This is a genomic window from Bacillus sp. GbtcB14 (genome assembly GCF_019091205.1).
GTDB classification, from domain to species: Bacteria; Bacillota; Bacilli; order Bacillales; family Bacillaceae_G; genus Bacillus_A; species Bacillus_A cereus_AG.
This window is the reverse complement of sequence record NZ_JAGXJT010000001.1, coordinates 159,332-177,958: the sequence shown is the minus strand read 5'-3', so window position 1 is coordinate 177,958 and position 18,627 is coordinate 159,332. Positions and strand designations below refer to the sequence as shown.

The window sequence follows — 18,627 nt, the reverse complement described above, 5'->3', positions numbered from 1 at the left end:
ATTGCCTCTTCAACATGAAGAGGCAATATTTATTAATAGTTATTGTCGCTACCAAAGAAATCTTTGAACGATTGAATTGTTGTATCGCGGTTTAATGCCGCAATTGAAGTTGTTAATGGAATACCCTTTGGACATGATTGCACACAGTTTTGAGAGTTACCACAGTTTGCAAGTCCTCCATCTCCCATAATTGCACGTAAGCGATCTGCTTTATGCATTTCACCCGTTGGATGTGAGTTGAATAAACGAGCTTGTGATAACGGTGCTGGTCCAATAAAGTCAGATTTACTATTTACGTTTGGACATGATTCTAAGCAAACACCACATGTCATGCATTTTGAAAGCTCATAAGCCCATTGACGTTTCTTCTCAGGCATTCTTGGCCCTGGCCCTAAGTCATACGTACCATCAATTGGAATCCAAGCTTTAACACGTTTTAGAGCGTTAAACATGCGACTACGGTCCACTTGTAAGTCACGTACAACTGGGAATGTCTTCATCGGCTTTAAGCGAATTGGTTGTTCTAACTGGTCAATAAGAGCTGTACATGATTGACGTGGTTTTCCGTTAATCACCATCGAACATGCGCCACATACTTCCTCTAAACAGTTCATATCCCATGCAATCGGAGTCGTCTGGTTTCCTTTTGAATCAACAGGATTACGACGAATTTCCATCAGTGCCGAAATAATGTTCATATTTGGACGATATGGAATTTCAAACTCTTGGTCAAACTCTTGTGCATCTGGTCCATCTTGTCTCGTAATGATGAGGCGGATTGTTTTCTCAGACATGTTGCTTATCCCCCTTCTCTTCACCCTTAGCAGCTACATCATGTTTTGAGGAATAGTCACGTTTACGTGGTTTAATTAATGAAACATCCACTTCTTCGTAATGGAATGCTGGTGCTTTTCCTTCTCCCTCAAATTTCGCCATCGTAGTTTTTAAGAAGTTTGCATCATCACGATTTGGGAATTCTGGTTTGTAATGTGCTCCGCGGCTTTCATTACGGTTATATGCGCCAATTGTAATAACACGTGCTAACTCAAACATATTTGCAAGTTGGCGTGTAAATGAAGCACCTTGGTTACTCCATCTCGCTGTATCGTTAATGTTAATGCGTTTGTAACGTGCCATTAACTCTTCAATTTTCGCATCAGTTTCTAGTAGCTTTTTATTTTCACGAACTACTGTAACGTTATCTGTCATCCATTCTCCAAGCTCTTTATGAAGAACATATGCATTTTCGTTACCATCAAGCGTTAAAATATTGTTAAATTTCTCTGTTTCGATTAATTCATTTTGCTCATATACAGTAGATGAAACAGCATCAGATGATTTAGAAAGACCTTTCATATACTCAATCGCGTTCGGTCCTGCTACCATACCACCGTAAATTGCTGATAATAGTGAGTTTGCACCAAGGCGGTTACCACCGTGCATAGAATAATCACACTCACCTGCTGCAAATAAACCTGGAATACTTGTCATCTGCTTATAATCAACCCATAGTCCGCCCATTGAATAGTGAACTGCTGGGAAGATTTTCATTGGTAGTTTACGAGGATCATCACCTGTAAACTTCTCATAGATTTCAATAATTCCACCAAGTTTAATATCTAGTTCTTTCGGATCTTTATGAGAAAGATCTAAGTACACCATGTTTTCACCGTTAATACCTAGTTTTTGCTCTACGCAAACGTCAAAGATTTCACGCGTTGCAATATCACGAGGTACAAGGTTTCCGTAAGCCGGATATTTTTCTTCTAGGAAGTACCATGGTTTACCATCTTTATATGTCCAAACACGGCCACCTTCACCACGTGCAGATTCACTCATAAGACGTAATTTATCGTCTCCAGGAATTGCCGTTGGATGAATTTGAATGAACTCGCCGTTTGCATAATATGCGCCTTGTTGATATACAGCAGAAGCTGCTGTACCTGTATTAATAATAGAGTTAGTTGATTTTCCAAAGATGATACCAGGGCCCCCTGTTGCCATAATCACGGCATCAGCTTGGAAACTTTTAATCTCCATTGTTTGTAAGTCTTGTGCAACGATTCCGCGGCACACACCTTCGTCATCCACAACAGCTCGTAAGAAATCCCAACCTTCGTATTTCGTTACAAGTCCTGCTACTTCGTGACGACGTACTTGCTCATCTAATGCGTATAGTAATTGCTGTCCAGTTGTTGCACCAGCAAATGCTGTACGGTGATGTTGTGTTCCACCAAAACGACGGAAATCAAGAAGTCCTTCTTCCGTACGGTTGAACATAACACCCATACGGTCCATTAAATGAATGATACCAGGTGCTGCTTCACACATTGCTTTAACTGGCGGTTGGTTCGCTAAGAAGTCCCCACCATAAATTGTATCGTCAAAGTGGATCCATGGAGAATCCCCTTCACCTTTCGTATTTACGGCACCGTTAATTCCACCTTGGGCACATACAGAATGTGAACGTTTTACTGGTACTAAAGAAAATAGTTCAACATTTACTCCTGCTTCTGCCGCTTTAATCGTTGCCATTAAGCCGGCCAAGCCACCGCCGACTACTATAAGTTTCCCTTTCATGCTCTCCCACTCCTTACTGGTTTGCTAGCTGTGGATCGATGAACGCTAATAATGCACTCACACCTACATAAGATAGACCTAAGAAAATAGCTAATGTTACATAAGTAGAGATTCTTTGTGAACGTGGAGATACTGTAATTCCCCAGCTTATGCAGAATGTCCATAGTCCATTTGCAAAGTGGAAAATCGTTGAAACAACACCGACTAAGTAGAATGCAAACATAGCTGGATTGTTTAAAATATCTGCCATCATATCATAGTTTACCTCTTTACCTAACATTGCTTGAATACGAGTTTCCCAGACATGCCAAGAAATGAAAATCAGCGTAACGATACCTGAAATTCGTTGAAAGACGAACATCCAGTTACGGAAATAACCGTAAGAAACCGCATTGTTCTTAGCTGTAAATGCAATATATAAGCCATATATAGCATGGTACAGTATCGGTAAAAAGATGATGAAAATTTCTAGCGCATACCGGAATGGAAGGAGCTCCATAAAGCCTGCAGCTTTGTTAAAAGCCTCTGCTCCTCTTGTTGCAAAGTTGTTTACAATTAGATGTTGCGTCAAAAAGACACCAACCGGGATGACCCCCATTAATGAGTGCCACTTACGAAACGTATACTCGCGGCCTTTCATGTCCCCATTACCCCCTTGAATGTTTGACTGCTGTTTTCAGATTAATTTACAACAATAATGTTTTTTCACTATTGGCATAAGAAAAACTGAAAAAATTATTCGAAATATTTCAGCATAATTTGATAACAAGTTCATTTTACCCCTATTTTTGTCGAAGCGTCAAGAAAACGTATACATAATTTGCATATAATTTGCCAATTCTTTTTCCCTTCTTATATATTCAGATTTCCCTAAAGAAAAATCTGTTTTTATAAATGAAAAATGTTATATAATAATCCCTATAGAAAGAGGGGAATATTGTGAGTAAAAATACAATCGATACAACATCTTTAGAAGATGTTTCATTGAACGCCTTCGCTTATGAATTGCTACGTGAAGAATTACTACCTGATTTAATCGGTAACGATTTAGATGGTATTTTATACTGGTCTGGTAGAAACCTTGCAAGAAAATATCCACTAGAAACAATTGAAGAAGTCATTCAGTTCTTTGAAAAAGCTGGCTGGGGCACTTTAAGCATTATTGAACATAAGCGTCGTGAAATGCAGTTCCAACTTAAAGGCACACTCATCGCTGAACGTCAAAAACAAAACAGACATTCTTCTTATCAATTAGAAGCTGGATTCATCGCTGAACAAATTCAAAAGCAACGAAATGTCGTTGCAGAGTCCTATGAAGAAAAGAAAAAACGTTCAGACTCTATTACATTTCTTGTGAAATGGGATATAAAAGATCTCATTGAAGTGTAGCATTACCCACGGTCAACTAGACATATAAGTTTAGTTGACTTTTTTGTATTTTCATTCAGTTAGGTTTATTTTAAATCTTCAGAAATTATACCAAAAAACAGAAGACGTTGTAAACTACAACGTCTTCTTATCCGCTAAATAAGTATAAATCGTCTCTGCGACATTTTTCGGCATACCTGCCTCGACAAATTCAGCTAAAGAAGCTTCTTTCATCTTCTTTAATGAACCAAAATGTTTTAACAATACCTTTTTCCGTTTATCACCGATTCCTGGAATATCATCCAGTGCTGATTGAATAACAGATTTTCCGTGTAATTGGCGATGAAATGTAATCGCAAATCGATGCACTTCATCTTGAATGCGCTGCAATAAATAAAATTCTTGGCTATTTCGCTCAAGCATCACAGGTTCAGGTGGGTCCCCAATAATTAAATGGGAGGTTTTATGTTTGTCATCTTTTACAAGACCTGCCATCGGAATATATAAACCGAGCTCATTTTCTAGAACATCACTTACAGCTGCCAGATGGCCTTTTCCACCATCAATAATGATTAAATCTGGTAAAGGCAAACTCTCTTTCAGTGCCCTTGTATAACGGCGTCTCACAACTTCTCTCATAGACTCATAATCATCCGGTCCTTGAACCGTTTTAATTTTATATTTCCTGTATTCTTTCTTAGCTGGTTTCCCATCAATAAAAGCAATCATTGCAGAAACAGGATTTGTCCCTTGAATATTTGAGTTATCAAACGCCTCAATACGATAAGGTGTTTCAATCCCAAGTTGCTTCCCTAAATGATCTACCGCTTTAATCGTTCGCTCTTCATCACGTTCAATTAAGTAGAATTTCTCTTCAAGAGCAATCTTCGCATTTTTATTTGCTAATTCTACAAGATCTTTTTTCTTACCACGTTTCGGCTGTGTCGCTTCCACTTCTAAAAAGCGCTCTACTAACTCTGAGTCTATACTTCCTGGAACGACAATTTCCTTCGGCTTAAAATGACTGCTGTTCTCATAAAATTGACCGATAAACGTTAAAAATCCTTCTTCTGGTTCATCGTAAATTGGAAACATAGAAACATCACGTTCAATTAGCTTTCCTTTTCGAACGAAGAAAACTTGAACACACATCCATCCTTTATCAACTGCATATCCAAACACATCACGATCCACTAAATCACTCATAATCATCTTTTGTTTTTCCATAATTGCATCGATATGAGCAATTTGATCACGTAACTCTTTTGCACGTTCAAATTCTAGTTTCTCTGAAGCTTCGTACATCTTTGTTTCTAATTCTGAACGAACTTCTTTATGTCCACCATTTAGAAACTTAATAATCTCATCTACAATTTCTTTGTTTTGTTCTTCCGTCACTTCTTTCACACAAGGCGCTAAACATTGACCCATATGATAATATAAACAAACTTTATCGGGCATATTTGAGCACTTACGAAGCGGATACATACGATCTAGCAGTTTTTTCGTTTCATGAGCTGATTGTGCATTTGGATAAGGGCCAAAATACTTTCCCTTATCCTTTTTTACATTTCGCGTAATAAGTAATCGCGGCTGTTTCTCAGCTGTAATTTTAATAAAAGGATATGTTTTATCATCTTTTAATTGAATATTATATTTTGGATCATGTTTTTTTATTAAGTTTAACTCTAAAATGAGAGCCTCTAGATTTGAGGAAGTTACAATATATTCAAAATCTACAATTTCTCCTACAAGCCGAAGTGTTTTCCCATCATGCGAACCAGTAAAGTACGAGCGCACACGATTTTTAAGCACTTTTGCCTTTCCGACATATATAACCGTTCCTTGCTTATCTTTCATTAAATAACAACCAGGTTGATCTGGTAAAATAGCCAGCTTCTCTTTTAAATGTTCGTGCACTCGTTACCCTCCATTTCTACATGCTTAGCATTTTTATTTTCACATGAAAACATACTATGCCAAAACACCCAACATACGTTCTTTCATTGTAACGGAAAGGTGTAAAAAAGGAAAATAAAAAAAGCTACCAACTGGTAGCCCTTTATTTTAGAAGTGTTTAGAAACTAATTCTACTAACGCTTCTTTCGGTTTGTAACCTAACGCTTGATCAACTACTTTACCGTCTTTTAATACGAATAGAGCTGGAATACTCATTACTTCGAATTGACGAGCAGTTTCTTGGTTTTCATCCACGTCTACTTTTACTACTTTTACTTTTTCGCCTAGTTCTGCATCAATTTCCTCTAATACAGGAGCGATCATTTTACAAGGTCCACACCAAGGTGCCCAGAAATCTAATAATACAACACCTTCGCTAGTTTCAGCTGCGAAGCTTTGGTCATTTGCGTTTACAATTGCCATTTTATTTCCTCCTTCAAGTATATTCTACCAAGAGTATATCATTAACTTATATACGTGGCGAATAATATGTATCGTTATGTATTGTAACAAAAAATTGTTCCTTTATACTATATAAAAATACGGATTACATACTAAAAAGATGAGAGACAGGGGATCTCTCACCTTTTTCTATATATAGGGGTACTTCACTTGGAACTCAAGGGTACTCAAATCATGAATGTACTTTTAACTTTTTAAACTCTTCTGTTAAAAGAGGTAAGACTTCAAATAAATCGCCAACAATACCATAGTCAGCTACTTTGAAGATACTTGCTTCTGGGTCTTTATTAATCGCAACGATTATTTTTGAGTTAGACATACCAGCTAAATGCTGAATCGCACCAGAAATACCACATGCAATGTATAAGTCTGGCGTAACAACTTTACCAGTTTGACCAATTTGTAATGAGTAATCGCAATACTCAGCGTCACAAGCACCACGAGATGCTCCAACAGCGCCGCCCAATACGTCAGCTAACTCTTTTAATGGCTTGAATCCTTCTTCACTCTTCACACCGCGTCCGCCAGCGATAATAACTTTTGCTTCAGAGAGGTCAACACCTTCTGCCGTCTTACGGACGACATCTTGAATAATTGTACGTAGGTCTTTCACATCTACTGTAATAGAAGATACGTCACCACTGCGAGACTCATCTTTTTCAAGCGTTGCAATGTTATTTGGACGCACTGTCGCAAATAAGATACCGTCTGTTACAATCTTCTTCTCAAACGCTTTACCAGAGTAAATTGGACGAGTAAAGATAACATTTCCACCTTCAACTTCTAAAGCAGTTACGTCAGAAACTAGACCAGCTTCAAGCTTCGCTGCTAATTTTGGTGATAAATCTTTACCAAGTGCTGTATGTCCAAATACAATACCCTCTGGATTTTCTTCAGCATATACAGCTAAAAATGCTTGTGCATACCCATCAGATGTATATGATTTTAATTTATCATTTTCAACTGTCACAACGCGATCTGCACCGTAATGAATCAATTCATTTGCAAAAGAGGCAACGCTGTCTCCAACTAGAAGACCTACTACCTCACCGCCTTCTGCAATTGTTTTTGCTGCCGCTACCGCTTCAAACGAAACGTTACGTAGCGATCCATCACGAACTTCACCCATTACCAATACTTTACGAGCCATAGATTTTCCCTCCTGCATATATAATTTCGTATTTTATTAGATTACTTTCGCTTCTGTATGGAGCAACGATACAAGTTCTTTTACTTGATCTTGCAGCTCGCCTTGTAACACTTTTCCTGCATCTTTCTTAGGAGGCAAATAGATTTCAATTGTTTTCGTCTTTGCTTCCACATCATCTTCTTCTAAATCTAAATCATCTAATTCTACTTCTTCTAGTGGCTTTTTCTTCGCTTTCATAATACCTGGAAGCGATGGATAACGCGGTTCATTTAAACCTTGTTGTGCTGTTACTAAAACTGGTAAAGAAGTTTCAATCACTTCCGTATCACCTTCAACATCACGCTCAATCTTCACGTTCGTACCGTCAATTTCAAGTTTTGTAATTGTCGTTACGTATGGAATATTTAACGCTTCTGCTACGCGTGGACCAACTTGTCCAGATGCACCATCAATTGCAACGTTCCCGCCTAAAATTAAATCTGCATCTTTATCTTTTAAATATTCAGCAAGTACTTTTGCTGTCGTGAACTGGTCACCATTTTCCACATCATCTTCAATATTAATTAATACCGCTTTATCGCAGCCCATCGCTAATGCCGTACGAAGTTCTTTCTCACTATCTTCGCCACCGACTGTTACAACAGTAACTTCTCCACCTTGTGCGTCTCTTACTTGAATTGCTTCTTCAATCGCATATTCGTCGTAAGGGTTGATGATGAATTCCGCTTCGCCATCGTAAATTGCACCGTTTTTAATTACGATTTTTTCTTCTGTATCAAATGTTCGTTTCATGAGTACGTAGATGTTCATTCCATTTACCCCCTTGTTTTTCAGAAAGATTCTATCAATTTTAATTTTCTGTTAATTTATATTAAAAAAACAATTGAACTACCTGCCACTAAATGAAGGTTTACGCTTTTCTAAAAACGCTGCTACACCTTCTCTTCCATCTTCACCCGTAAATACTTCACCAAAGATTTGAGCTTCGCGTTGTACACCTTCATAATAATGAGACGATTTCGTCGTTTGCAATAACTCTAGTACAGCACGAGTCGTCGCTGGGCTTTTTCCAGCAATCTGTTTTGCAACTTTAAGCGTATCATCTAAAAATGTTTCTTCAGCAAAAACTCCATTAACCAGTCCCCATTTTAATGCTTCTGCACCAGTAATCGGTGTACTTGTTAACATCATTTCACAAGCTTTCGCTTTCCCAACATAACGTGGTAATCGCTGTGTACCTGCAAATCCAGGAATTAAGCCAAGTGTTAATTCAGGTAAACCAAGTTTTGCACTTTCAGTTGCAAAGCGCATATGGCAAGACATAGCAAACTCAAGGCCGCCGCCAAGTGCCGCTCCATGAATTGCCGCGATAACTGGTTTTGAACATTTTTCAACACGCTCAAACGTAACTTGTCCAAGCTGTGCTAATTCAGTCGCTTGCTTCGCTTCAGTAACAGATGTAAATTCTTTAATATCTGCTCCCGCCGAGAAGAAGCGCCCTTCACCGTGAATTACAACAACACGAATGTTATCATCTTTCTCCACTTGATCAATTAATTCAGTAACGTCATGCATAACTTGTGAAGACATCGCGTTAGCCGGCGCATGATTTAACGTCGCCACCGCGATATGATCTTCAACTCTTACAGATAGGAATTTCAACATGATCCCTCCCATTATTGACGATAGCCACAAGCTGCAATAAGTAGCCCATGTACCGTTTTTGAAAGTGCGACCAGATCATACTTATGATCGCTCATTACCCAATTGGTCACTACTTCATCTACTGTTCCAAAGATCATTTGTCTTGCCACGCGAACATTTAAATCCGCTTGGAATTCACCTTGCTTTATACCAGTCTCTAAAATCTCATCCATAACTTGTAAGTAGCCTTTTAATACTTCATTTATTTTCAGGCGTAAGTCTTGATTGGACTGTCTTAGCTCTAATTGCGTAACGATAGCAAGAGGATCATTTTGTGACAACAGCAAGAAGTGCGTTTCTACCAACATGAACAATTTCGATACAGCGCTTTCAATTCCTGCTGTTTTTTGACGAATTGTTTCGACAAATTCTCCCATCTTCTCTTGGAATAAGGATATTAATATATCTTCTTTATTTTTAAAATATAAGTAAATCGTGCCATCAGCTACCCCAGCTTGCTTTGCTATTTTAGAAACTTGCGCTTGGTGGTACCCATTTTCCGCAATCACAATGACTGCCGCATCAATAATTTGATTGTATTTTGGTCTATTTTTCCTCACTTTACTGTCCCCTTCAAGAAGATGACTGAATGAATAGTCATTCATATTCTTATAATACTGACTATTTAGAAAAGTGTCAATCCTATTTTTTCAAAAAGAAAGGGCCTTAGCCCGTTTGCTCATCCTCATTCTTTCTTTTCTCTTCATCTATTAGGACACGACGTAAAATTTTTCCGACTGTCGTTTTCGGCAGTTCATCTCTAAACTCATATACTTTCGGCACTTTATAAGCCGCTAAATATTTACGCGCAAACTGGTTTAATTCTTCCTCAGAACACTCCATACCTTCTTTTAACACAACAAATGCTTTAACTGTTTCTCCTCGGTACGGATCGGGAATTCCAATCGTCACTACTTCTTGCACTTTTTCATGCTCATATAATACTTCTTCTACTTCACGAGGATACACATTAAATCCACTCGCAACAATCATATCTTTCTTACGGTCTTTCACATAGAAAAATCCATCTTCATCCATGTAACCAACATCCCCTGTATGGAGCCATCCGTCTTGTAATACAGCTGCTGTTTCTTCTGGCTTATTCCAATACCCTTTCATAATTTGAGGACCCTTTACAACAATTTCACCAATTTCACCCGGTGGTAAAGCCTCTCCAGTTTCAAGTGACATAATGTTTGCCTCTGTGTCTGGCCACGGCACACCAATACTTCCTGGCACGCGTTTTTCCCACAAAAAATTCCCATGTGTAACTGGGGACGACTCGGTTAATCCATAACCTTCTACCAATTTTCCACCTGTAACTCTCTCAAATTCTTCCTGTACTTCTACAGGAAGCGGGGCAGATCCACTAATACAAGCCTCGATAGAAGAAATATCATATTCTTTTAAGAGGGGACTATTTAATAGAGCAATATAAATGGTTGGTGCCCCTGGAAATAGTGTGACTTTATGTTTTTTTATTGCTTCAAAAACCATTTTCATATCAAACTTCGGAATCAGCACCATTTTATATCCTTGCATAATACTTAAATTCATTACAGCTGTCATCCCATACACATGAAAGAACGGAAGGACACCAAGAATTACTTCTTCTCCTTCTTTACAATTATATAGCCAATGAGCTCCCATCAAAGTGTTCGAAACAAGGTTTTTATGCGTCAACATAACCCCTTTTGGAAATCCCGTTGTTCCCCCTGTATACTGCAAAAGAGCTAGATCATTTGCAGGATCACAAGGAACTTCAACATTAACATTACTTTCTCGTTCTACTGATTTCCATAGATGAATCGTTTCGCTTTCCGACACATTCACGACAAGATTTGCCTGCTTTTTTTGTACAAATGGATAAAGTAAATTTTTAGGGAAGGGTAAAAAATCCGCAATCCGAGTTACGATAATATGTTCAATTTTTGTAGCAGATTGAACATTCGTTACTCTTGGAAACACTAAATCGAGACAAAGAATTACTTTTGCTCCCGAGTCATGAAGCTGGTATTCTAATTCTCTTTCTGTATATAGTGGATTTGTTTGTACTACGATACCTCCCGCAAGTAATGTACCATAATAACCAATTACGGATTGCGGACAATTCGGCAACATAATAGCAACTCGATCACCCTTTTCCACACCGAGCTTTTGAAGATAATTCGCAAACTTCTTCACCTTATCGTGGAAGTCTGAAAATGTAATATCCTTCCCTAAAAAGTGAAGCGCTTTCTTTTCTGGATAGCGAGAAGCCACCTGTTCCACATATCCATGAAGCGGCTGAATTTCATAAGAAATCGTACTTGGAATTTCTTCTGGATAACTTTTCAACCATGGTTTTTCCACCTTCATTCCCCCTTCAAATACATAAAAAATAAATGAATGTTCATTCATGATGGTTATTTTCATTATATTATAGTCACCATAACGTTACAATCATAATATTCTGACTTTTATATAACTATGCTTCACTCCATTAACTTCTTATTATATGTATAAACTCTCCTAATCTATAAAAGAATAAGAGAGTCATTATTTAACTTAATCTTATTATCGTTAACACAGCTCCTGGTGTAGTTGTTGATAATGTGGCAACAGCTAACAAACCAAATAGTTGCAAACTAATAGCATCTCCTGCTGCAAGAGTTGTAATGATTGTTGCGCTAAATGATGTAGTTGCTAACGCAGGAGCATTGATCGTCCCAGCAAGTGGTGATCCATTAATTGTAATCCGTGAACTGACTAATAATGAAGCCGTTATATTAATCGTATATGAAATGTAATAATTCCCAGCATTTGCAACCGTAAATACTGTGTTTCCACCAGAAACAGTAATTCCTGGACCGATGTTTTGATTATTTGGAAGCGGGACATTCGTTCCACCAAGAAGTACCGATATCGCTGTTCCCGACGTATTATTTGCAAATGCATACGTCGCCGTGATACTCGTACCTGTTACTCCCGTTGGACCCGTTGCTCCTGTTGAACCCGTTACTCCTGTTGGGCCTGTTATTCCCGTCGCTCCTGTTGGACCCGTTGAACCCGTTACTCCCGTCGCTCCTGTTGGACCGGTTGCTCCCGTTATTCCCGTCGCTCCCGTTGCTCCTGTTGGGCCTGTTATTCCCGTCGCTCCCGTTGCTCCTGTTACTCCCGTCGCTCCCGTTGCTCCTGTTGACCCTGTTATTCCTGTCGCTCCTGTTGGACCGGTTATTCCCGTCGCTCCCGTTACACCTGTTATTCCCGTTGGACCCGTCGCTCCCGTTGCTCCTGTTGCTCCTGTTGAACCCGTTATTCCCGTCGCTCCTGTTGGACCGGTTGGACCTGTTAGACCGGTTATTCCCGTTGCACCTGTTGGACCGGTTGCTCCCGTTACTCCTGTCGCTCCTGTTGGACCTGTTGGACCCGTTACTCCCGTCGCTCCTGTTGGACCTGTTATTCCCGTTACTCCTGTTGGACCTGTTATTCCCGTTGGACCTGTTGGACCGGTTGCTCCCGTCGCTCCCGTTGCACCTGTTATTCCCGTTGCTCCCGTTGCACCTGTTGGGCCCGTTATTCCCGTCGCTCCTGTTGGACCGGTTGCTCCCGTTACTCCTGTTGGACCGGTTGCTCCCGTTACTCCCGTCGCTCCTGTTGGACCTGTTGGGCCCGTTATTCCCGTCGCTCCCGTTGCACCTGTTGACCCTGTTATTCCTGTCGCTCCTGTTGGACCGGTTATTCCCGTTGCTCCCGTCGGACCGGTTATTCCCGTTGCACCTGTTGAACCCGTTGCTCCCGTTGCACCTGTTGGGCCCGTTATTCCCGTCGCTCCTGTTGACCCTGTTATTCCTGTCGCTCCTGTTGGACCCGTTGGACCTGTTGCTCCCGTTACTCCTGTCGCTCCTGTTGGACCTGTTGGACCCGTTACTCCCGTCGCTCCTGTTGGACCTGTTGGACCTGTTGGGCCCAGCTTAGGAACTGTCCCATCACAACTAAAACAGCATGAATCAACATGTACACCATTTTGATTATTACACCCACAATATCCATTTATATTATTGCTCCATGAAGACATGCTGATCACGTCCTTTACATTCAATCTTTTAAGTACAATCACCGAGTTAGAACACCTATCTAAATAACAAAAAACACTTTACCTAGTGGGGATAAACACAGATTCATTCCATACATTCTAGTAATTATTACATGCGATTCGCTCTCTTTTTGCTTGTACTTTCGCCTTCTTGCTCAAATGAAATTCTTTTTCTCCATTCTGCATATACATATAAACTTCAATCCAATTGGTGCATTCATTGGAGGACTACTTACAGTTGGAATTTTCTTTTCTTTTCATGAAAATTAGGATTTAGCCCAACAGCCCTTTCTTTAATAGGAATCGTTATTTCAGCTCTCGACTCAGCGATTATTCAAATCTTTATCGTTAGTGTAAATTTGAACATTGCTGCAGTTGGAATGGAAGCTCCTAAAATGTAACAGCAGAAAAAGACAAGGGAAAAATGTTATCAAGACCTAAATTTAAAAAAGATAAATAAATTAAAGGAGATTACATATTTTATATGACTAATATGTAATCTCCTTTCTTATTCAACAATCGCGCCCGATTGTTGAATATCGTTTTTTTTATTGAACTAACGCATCTGTTCGTTAAGTGTAACTCTTCCCAATTACTTGATATTATATAGGTGAATAGAAAGATAAATTAAAATTTAGTTTAGTAGTTGTAAAAGTAGGTTATTTATATTATTCTATTATAATTTTTCGAAAAGGAGAGTTTATGAAAAAGATTATTGTTTTTGTATTAACGATATTTATATTATTCTCAGGATTCGCAACACAAAGTTATGCGTTGTCTGATTCGAAATCTGCGGCAATACAAGCGTTGCTAGATGATGCCTGTCGTATATCAGGTGTGCCGGGAATGTCAATCTCAATACTTGCTGATGATGAAGTGTTCTACTTTTCTTCAGGGTATGCAGACCGTGAAAAGGGGTTGTCTGCAAGTGAAAATACACTCTATGAGTTAGCCTCGGTCAGTAAAGCTTTTACCGGTATGGGTATTATGCTATTGGAAGAGCAAGGGCTGCTTTCAATGACTGATCCTGTCCAAAAATATTTACCTTGGTTTACGTTAAAGTATCAAGGGAAACCTGTTGATATGCAAAGTCTTACACTAAATAACTTTCTTCACCATACCAGTGGTCTAACAAATATTAGGCATCTTCAAAATATTCCACAAGGCAATACACCAGATATGTTGCAAAGGACTGTAGAAATGCTCGTGGATGCTGAATTGGCGTTCCCTCCCGGTGAACAGTATAACTATGGAACCGTTAATTATGACGTATTGGGTTTGGTTATTGAGATTGTGTCGCGACAAAGCTATGAAGACTTTATGAAGGAACAGGTATTTCAGCCGTTAGGTCTTCACCAAACGTATGTTTATAAAGAAGCTGCTCAAGCCACTGGACAGCTGGCACAGGGCTACCGTTCTTCCTTTTTTATGACAACTCCATTTAAAGCTCCGGATTATGCTGGGAATAAACCCGCAGGCTACATCATTTCTAATACAAAAGATATGGCGCGTTGGATGGGCATACAGATGGGTATTGTGCAGGACATACCCGAAATATTTCACACGGTTATCGAAAAATCACATAGGGGTGATATGTCTGTTTCGGCTGTCAACGATATGTATTATGCGGCAGGCTGGTCGGTAAACGCCGACCAAACGATTATAGAACACACTGGGGGCAATCCAAATTTCAGAACCGAAGTAGTCATACTGCTAAATGAACGAACAGCCGTCTCCTTGCTGAGCAACGGCACAAATACCAATATAAACATGGTACTAAAAGTTAAAGATATATTAGACGGCAATCTAACTCAGTCATATGAAATAAGCGGCACACAGCTTTTGGATATCATTTTGTCGTCTATCACAATTATTCTTTGCCTATTGGCCGTTTTGCTATTTCTCTTAGGATTACGCAGAAGGAGAGCGAATGAGCGGCAGCCAATGACAAAAAAGAGAATAACCGTAACAGTTATTTTCCTGACTGCTACGATTGCCCTAGGTATACTGTGCTGTGCTTTCGATTGGTCAACAATACTTATGTGGCAAACATATAGTGTTCTTACAGCTTTGATTTCGTCAATATTATTAACAGCAAGCATTACATGGTTTGTATACACTCACCGATAAAATACCTCGCTCCCAAGATAAGCATAATGTTAAGTAATTAAATTTTAATTTATCGGTATGCTTAATTTGAAAAACATAAGACACTTCGGTGTCTTTTTTAATATCATCGACAATTTTCCCAGTCAAACCTAATTACTATTGCTTCCACTAACCTGCTCCGTTCGTGGAATAAGGATTTTTAAACAACTAATATTATTTTACAAATGACTTTATTGTAAATTAAACAACAATATTATTTTTGCACAAGCGTCGTTAGATAACATTTCTTAAAAGACTGTTATTCAACAATCTGGCCCGATTGTTGAATAAGGAGAACAACGTTCTCCTATTGACTATAAAACCTTGTCTTTTTCTGTAACTTGTTTCATGTGAAACTATTTTTTATTAAATGGTTGTTTTATGGAAAAGATAGGTTAAAATGTATACATATTATGAAGAGGAGTAACCAAATTGAATACAAAAAATAAAAAAATAGTTATGGGAACTATTTTACTAACTTCTATTATCGGAGTTATTAGTATATCTCTTTACTTCACAAATTATGGTACCCCTTGGGAAAAACAAACAGCAGTTACGGCATCAAAAGAATATATTACAAAATACTTTGATCTAGATGCGGAAGTCAAAAATACTTCTTACGATGCTAAAATGAATAGCTATGCAATCTCCTTTGAAACAAGTAGAGATGGAGAGTTTACTATCGAATATAAAAGTCCTAATAACTTTAACATTTCCCCAGGGGTGCAAGCGTATTTAAGCAAACACTCCAAATTTACAGAGTAGTAACGAAGCATACATATACAAAAAAAGAGTTGGTGTAACGCCAACTCTTTTTCTTATCCTTGTCATACAGTTACATCTTCCTTCTCTATATTTTTAATTCCGTAATATGCAATCACAACTCCAATTACTGCAAGTGCTAGTTGAAGGGGAAGAAAAGTTGCTGTAGAAAACGCTGGGTTGGTATTCATTGTAATTGATACAACGATAAGTGACGAAACAATTGTAGCTGGCACTGAACGCTTACGCATTCCGAAATATAATGGGATTAAACTTATTCCCGCAGTGGCAACGGCTAAAGGAACCAGTTTTATTCCTTCTTGCGTCAATTGATCTACTGTAAATGAATTAGGAAGAATCGAAAAATAGCTATCTATCCCAAAGAAAATCCCCACAACTAAAATGTTAGATAAAATAACTGTTATAAATGTTACTATCGCTGTAATAGCTAACTTACTACTCATCATTTTCCTCCGATCAATAGGATAAGAAAACATAAGTAGTATTGTTTTGTTTTTATATTCACTAATTATTAACCTTGCAATTAACACACTACCAAAAATAATAAACGTTGCTCTTACTAATGTACTAGCCGTTAACAAAATCATCTGCGGATCCCTTATTTCCGGATCACCTTCTACTTGAGCAACGACGCTCGTAAGGATCATTAATGCCAGTATAGCGATATTTGCAATAATCGCTCCCCTTACATACCATCCAAGCTTAAACTTTTTCAATTCTAGCTTCATAAGACGTAGCATGATAGTCCTCCTTTCATTTACATTTTAATCGATATAAATCGCTCCTGTTTTACTTAAAATCTTCACTTCATTTTTTGCATCACCAACGGTTCCCGCTTTTATTTTTTCTGTATTTTTATCTTTCTTAAGTCCATTTACATTCACCATTACGTCAGACGAATTACTTTTAGCCATAAGTTTTAAAGATGTCGGAACACCTTTATACCGTACGCCAATATCTCCTGATTTTGTTTCTACAAATAACAATTTTCCTTCTTTCATATCTTTCAGTAATACTTCACCGGATGTTGAAGTGATGTTCATATTTTCATTTTTTATATTTTTTACATAATTATCGCCGGTAGTAGAAGTTATATTTACTTCTTGTAATGAACTATCTTTTAACATTAAATCTCCACTTTCGGATGTGAACTCCCCCTTACCTGCCGATAGTCCTACAATCATTTCATCTCCCGACTTTCCTTTTGTCACGATACTTTTTACTACTATATCGTTTATGTTCACATCACCCGATTTATTATTTAATACAATTTTATCTATTTCTTTCTTCGGAATAGCTATAGATATACTATTTTTCTTCCGAAACGTAAAACCATTAAAAAATTGGTTCACCTTTTGTTTTTGCTTAATCACAACTTTATTTCCTTCATGTTCTATTCCGACAGGATCTACCTCTTTATCTACTCGTTTACCTTGAGCCGAAATTACTATTTTGTTAGCATCTGTACTTTTAAATTCAACATCCCAGTTTTCATTGTCCACTTCTATCTCTTTTATATGATTTATCTCAAAAGACTTTTCTTTCTTAAAATCTTTCCCCTGAAATACCTTAAAACCAAAAATCACACTAGCAATTGTCAAAAATAAAATTGCAATTACTATTATTTTTTTCACCATTCATACCCCTGTTCGTTGTTGTTTTAAGCTTATTTTACGCAACATCAATCTTGTCGATTTTACGATACGATAGATAACTAATGAAAATCCCTAATAAACAGAGCACTATTGGGATAGCTATAAAATTAAACATACTTACTTGACCGTTTCCAGAACCAAAATTACTACTAATTAGCATCCCAATTATTACTGCAGAAGTAATTGTTGTCGGTGTCGATTTCTTTCTCATCCCAAAAAATAAAGGAATTAAACTTATACCAGATATCATAAATGCACTTATAAAAGTAGCTGGAACGATAGCTATTATTTCGCCTATCGTAGCAGGTGTTTCAATCATTCCCATCATTGGACTCACAAAATACACAAGCAAACTAATAATGAAAGTAGCCATAATGGTGCTTACAAAACAAAAACAAAAAACAATTGTTAATTTCGCCCTCATTAACATTTTCCTTTGCAGTGGATACATAAACAAAAGTTGTATCGTTTTGTTCTTATACTCATCAATTACTAAACGTGATAAAATGACCGAACTAAAAATAATAAATGTTATCCTAATAAAAGTGTTTATTAAAACCATTTGTTGCGTGAAGTTAGAGAATAGCCCATCTACCTCGTCTTTCACTCCCAACCCCATAAGGTTTACTACAACGAAGATTGCTATAATACAAATGGCTACCCCTTTACAGTAACTAGATAATTGATGTTTCTTCCATTCAAGTTTCATTAATTTAAACATATAAGCCACGCCTCCATCCCTT

General features: G+C 38.1%; 17 protein-coding genes. 3 read left to right on the top strand and 14 right to left on the bottom strand.

Translation table 11 applies throughout. The features are described from left to right. Positions 1–32: 32 nt before the first annotated feature. From sdhB to sdhC, 3 genes are read right to left on the bottom strand one after another with little or no spacing between them, the layout of a single operon-like run. Positions 33–794: a succinate dehydrogenase iron-sulfur subunit gene (gene sdhB / locus KVT31_RS00955; RefSeq protein WP_001291830.1), complete on the bottom strand. Its 762-nt coding sequence runs from the start codon at positions 792–794 to the stop codon at positions 33–35. Then, positions 787–2,580, bottom strand: coding sequence for a succinate dehydrogenase flavoprotein subunit (gene sdhA / locus KVT31_RS00950; RefSeq protein ID WP_061677094.1), 1,794 nt, complete (start codon positions 2,578–2,580; stop codon positions 787–789). Before sdhA ends, sdhB begins: the two co-directional genes overlap by 8 nt. 13 nt (positions 2,581–2,593) lie before the next feature. After that, entirely contained in the window at positions 2,594–3,220 is a 627-nt protein-coding gene (gene sdhC / locus KVT31_RS00945; protein WP_000678354.1) for a succinate dehydrogenase cytochrome B558, read from the bottom strand. Positions 3,221–3,519: 299 nt separating this feature from the next. Between sdhC and KVT31_RS00940 the strand changes: the two genes are divergently transcribed. Next, complete coding sequence (locus KVT31_RS00940; RefSeq protein ID WP_000042225.1) at positions 3,520–3,969, top strand: YslB family protein; 450 nt, start codon at positions 3,520–3,522, stop codon at positions 3,967–3,969. 114 nt (positions 3,970–4,083) lie between these two features. Here the strand turns inward: KVT31_RS00940 and uvrC are convergent, their stop codons facing one another. From uvrC to KVT31_RS00900, 8 genes are all read right to left on the bottom strand, one after another. Continuing rightward, positions 4,084–5,868 carry an excinuclease ABC subunit C gene (gene uvrC / locus KVT31_RS00935; protein ID WP_088097913.1) on the bottom strand — a complete coding sequence of 595 codons (1,785 nt, stop codon included), beginning with the start codon at positions 5,866–5,868 and terminating at the stop codon, positions 4,084–4,086. A 147-nt stretch (positions 5,869–6,015) separates the two neighbouring features. Continuing rightward, the gene (gene trxA / locus KVT31_RS00930) at positions 6,016–6,330 is read right to left on the bottom strand and encodes a thioredoxin (protein WP_001018943.1); all 315 of its coding nucleotides are present in this window, start codon (positions 6,328–6,330) and stop codon (positions 6,016–6,018) included. A 211-nt stretch (positions 6,331–6,541) separates the two neighbouring features. Beyond that, positions 6,542–7,519 (bottom strand): electron transfer flavoprotein subunit alpha, encoded by a 978-nt coding sequence (etfA, locus tag KVT31_RS00925; protein ID WP_016086063.1) that lies wholly within the window; start codon positions 7,517–7,519, stop codon positions 6,542–6,544. A gap of 36 nt (positions 7,520–7,555) precedes the next feature. Further along, on the bottom strand, positions 7,556–8,329 hold the full coding sequence (gene etfB, locus KVT31_RS00920) for an electron transfer flavoprotein subunit beta (protein ID WP_001029031.1): 774 nt from the start codon (positions 8,327–8,329) through the stop codon (positions 7,556–7,558). Between the two features lie 78 nt (positions 8,330–8,407). Then, positions 8,408–9,184: an enoyl-CoA hydratase gene (locus KVT31_RS00915; protein ID WP_000911294.1), complete on the bottom strand. Its 777-nt coding sequence runs from the start codon at positions 9,182–9,184 to the stop codon at positions 8,408–8,410. Positions 9,185–9,195: 11 nt separating this feature from the next. Beyond that, positions 9,196–9,783: a fatty acid metabolism transcriptional regulator FadR gene (locus tag KVT31_RS00910; protein ID WP_080468722.1), complete on the bottom strand. Its 588-nt coding sequence runs from the start codon at positions 9,781–9,783 to the stop codon at positions 9,196–9,198. A gap of 106 nt (positions 9,784–9,889) precedes the next feature. After that, positions 9,890–11,575 (bottom strand): long-chain-fatty-acid--CoA ligase, encoded by a 1,686-nt coding sequence (locus tag KVT31_RS00905; RefSeq protein ID WP_140392557.1) that lies wholly within the window; start codon positions 11,573–11,575, stop codon positions 9,890–9,892. Between the two features lie 190 nt (positions 11,576–11,765). Beyond that, positions 11,766–13,280 carry a BclA C-terminal domain-containing protein gene (locus KVT31_RS00900; RefSeq protein WP_140392558.1) on the bottom strand — a complete coding sequence of 505 codons (1,515 nt, stop codon included), beginning with the start codon at positions 13,278–13,280 and terminating at the stop codon, positions 11,766–11,768. Between the two features lie 720 nt (positions 13,281–14,000). On the opposite strand from KVT31_RS00900, the gene KVT31_RS00890 reads away from it, so the two are divergent. Together KVT31_RS00890 and KVT31_RS00885 are read left to right on the top strand one after the other, a co-directional pair. Further along, entirely contained in the window at positions 14,001–15,428 is a 1,428-nt protein-coding gene (locus KVT31_RS00890; RefSeq protein ID WP_088097914.1) for a serine hydrolase domain-containing protein, read from the top strand. Between the two features lie 450 nt (positions 15,429–15,878). After that, the gene (locus KVT31_RS00885) at positions 15,879–16,211 is read left to right on the top strand and encodes a YfjL-like protein (RefSeq protein ID WP_088097915.1); all 333 of its coding nucleotides are present in this window, start codon (positions 15,879–15,881) and stop codon (positions 16,209–16,211) included. 62 nt (positions 16,212–16,273) lie between these two features. Here the strand turns inward: KVT31_RS00885 and KVT31_RS00880 are convergent, their stop codons facing one another. The 3 genes from KVT31_RS00880 to KVT31_RS00870 are packed head-to-tail and all read right to left on the bottom strand — an operon-like array spanning position 16,274 to position 18,605. After that, on the bottom strand, positions 16,274–16,969 hold the full coding sequence (locus KVT31_RS00880; RefSeq protein WP_088097916.1) for an ABC transporter permease: 696 nt from the start codon (positions 16,967–16,969) through the stop codon (positions 16,274–16,276). A 24-nt stretch (positions 16,970–16,993) separates the two neighbouring features. Next, complete coding sequence (locus KVT31_RS00875) at positions 16,994–17,866, bottom strand: DUF4097 family beta strand repeat-containing protein (protein WP_140392559.1); 873 nt, start codon at positions 17,864–17,866, stop codon at positions 16,994–16,996. A gap of 34 nt (positions 17,867–17,900) precedes the next feature. After that, positions 17,901–18,605 (bottom strand): ABC transporter permease, encoded by a 705-nt coding sequence (locus KVT31_RS00870; protein WP_088097917.1) that lies wholly within the window; start codon positions 18,603–18,605, stop codon positions 17,901–17,903. Between the last annotated feature and the right edge of the window lie 22 nt (positions 18,606–18,627).

Coding starts and splice junctions, on each gene's coding strand:
- sdhB (WP_001291830.1), bottom strand. CDS start 794: ATGTCTGAGAAAACAATCCGCCTCATCATTACGAGACAAGATGGACCA.
- sdhA (WP_061677094.1), bottom strand. CDS start 2,580: ATGAAAGGGAAACTTATAGTAGTCGGCGGTGGCTTGGCCGGCTTAATG.
- sdhC (WP_000678354.1), bottom strand. CDS start 3,220: ATGAAAGGCCGCGAGTATACGTTTCGTAAGTGGCACTCATTAATGGGG.
- trxA (WP_001018943.1), bottom strand. CDS start 6,330: ATGGCAATTGTAAACGCAAATGACCAAAGCTTCGCAGCTGAAACTAGC.
- etfA (WP_016086063.1), bottom strand. CDS start 7,519: ATGGCTCGTAAAGTATTGGTAATGGGTGAAGTTCGTGATGGATCGCTA.
- etfB (WP_001029031.1), bottom strand. CDS start 8,329: ATGAACATCTACGTACTCATGAAACGAACATTTGATACAGAAGAAAAA.
- KVT31_RS00915 (WP_000911294.1), bottom strand. CDS start 9,184: ATGTTGAAATTCCTATCTGTAAGAGTTGAAGATCATATCGCGGTGGCG.
- KVT31_RS00900 (WP_140392558.1), bottom strand. CDS start 13,280: ATGTCTTCATGGAGCAATAATATAAATGGATATTGTGGGTGTAATAAT.
- KVT31_RS00890 (WP_088097914.1), top strand. CDS start 14,001: ATGAAAAAGATTATTGTTTTTGTATTAACGATATTTATATTATTCTCA.
- KVT31_RS00880 (WP_088097916.1), bottom strand. CDS start 16,969: ATGCTACGTCTTATGAAGCTAGAATTGAAAAAGTTTAAGCTTGGATGG.
- KVT31_RS00875 (WP_140392559.1), bottom strand. CDS start 17,866: ATGGTGAAAAAAATAATAGTAATTGCAATTTTATTTTTGACAATTGCT.
- KVT31_RS00870 (WP_088097917.1), bottom strand. CDS start 18,605: ATGTTTAAATTAATGAAACTTGAATGGAAGAAACATCAATTATCTAGT.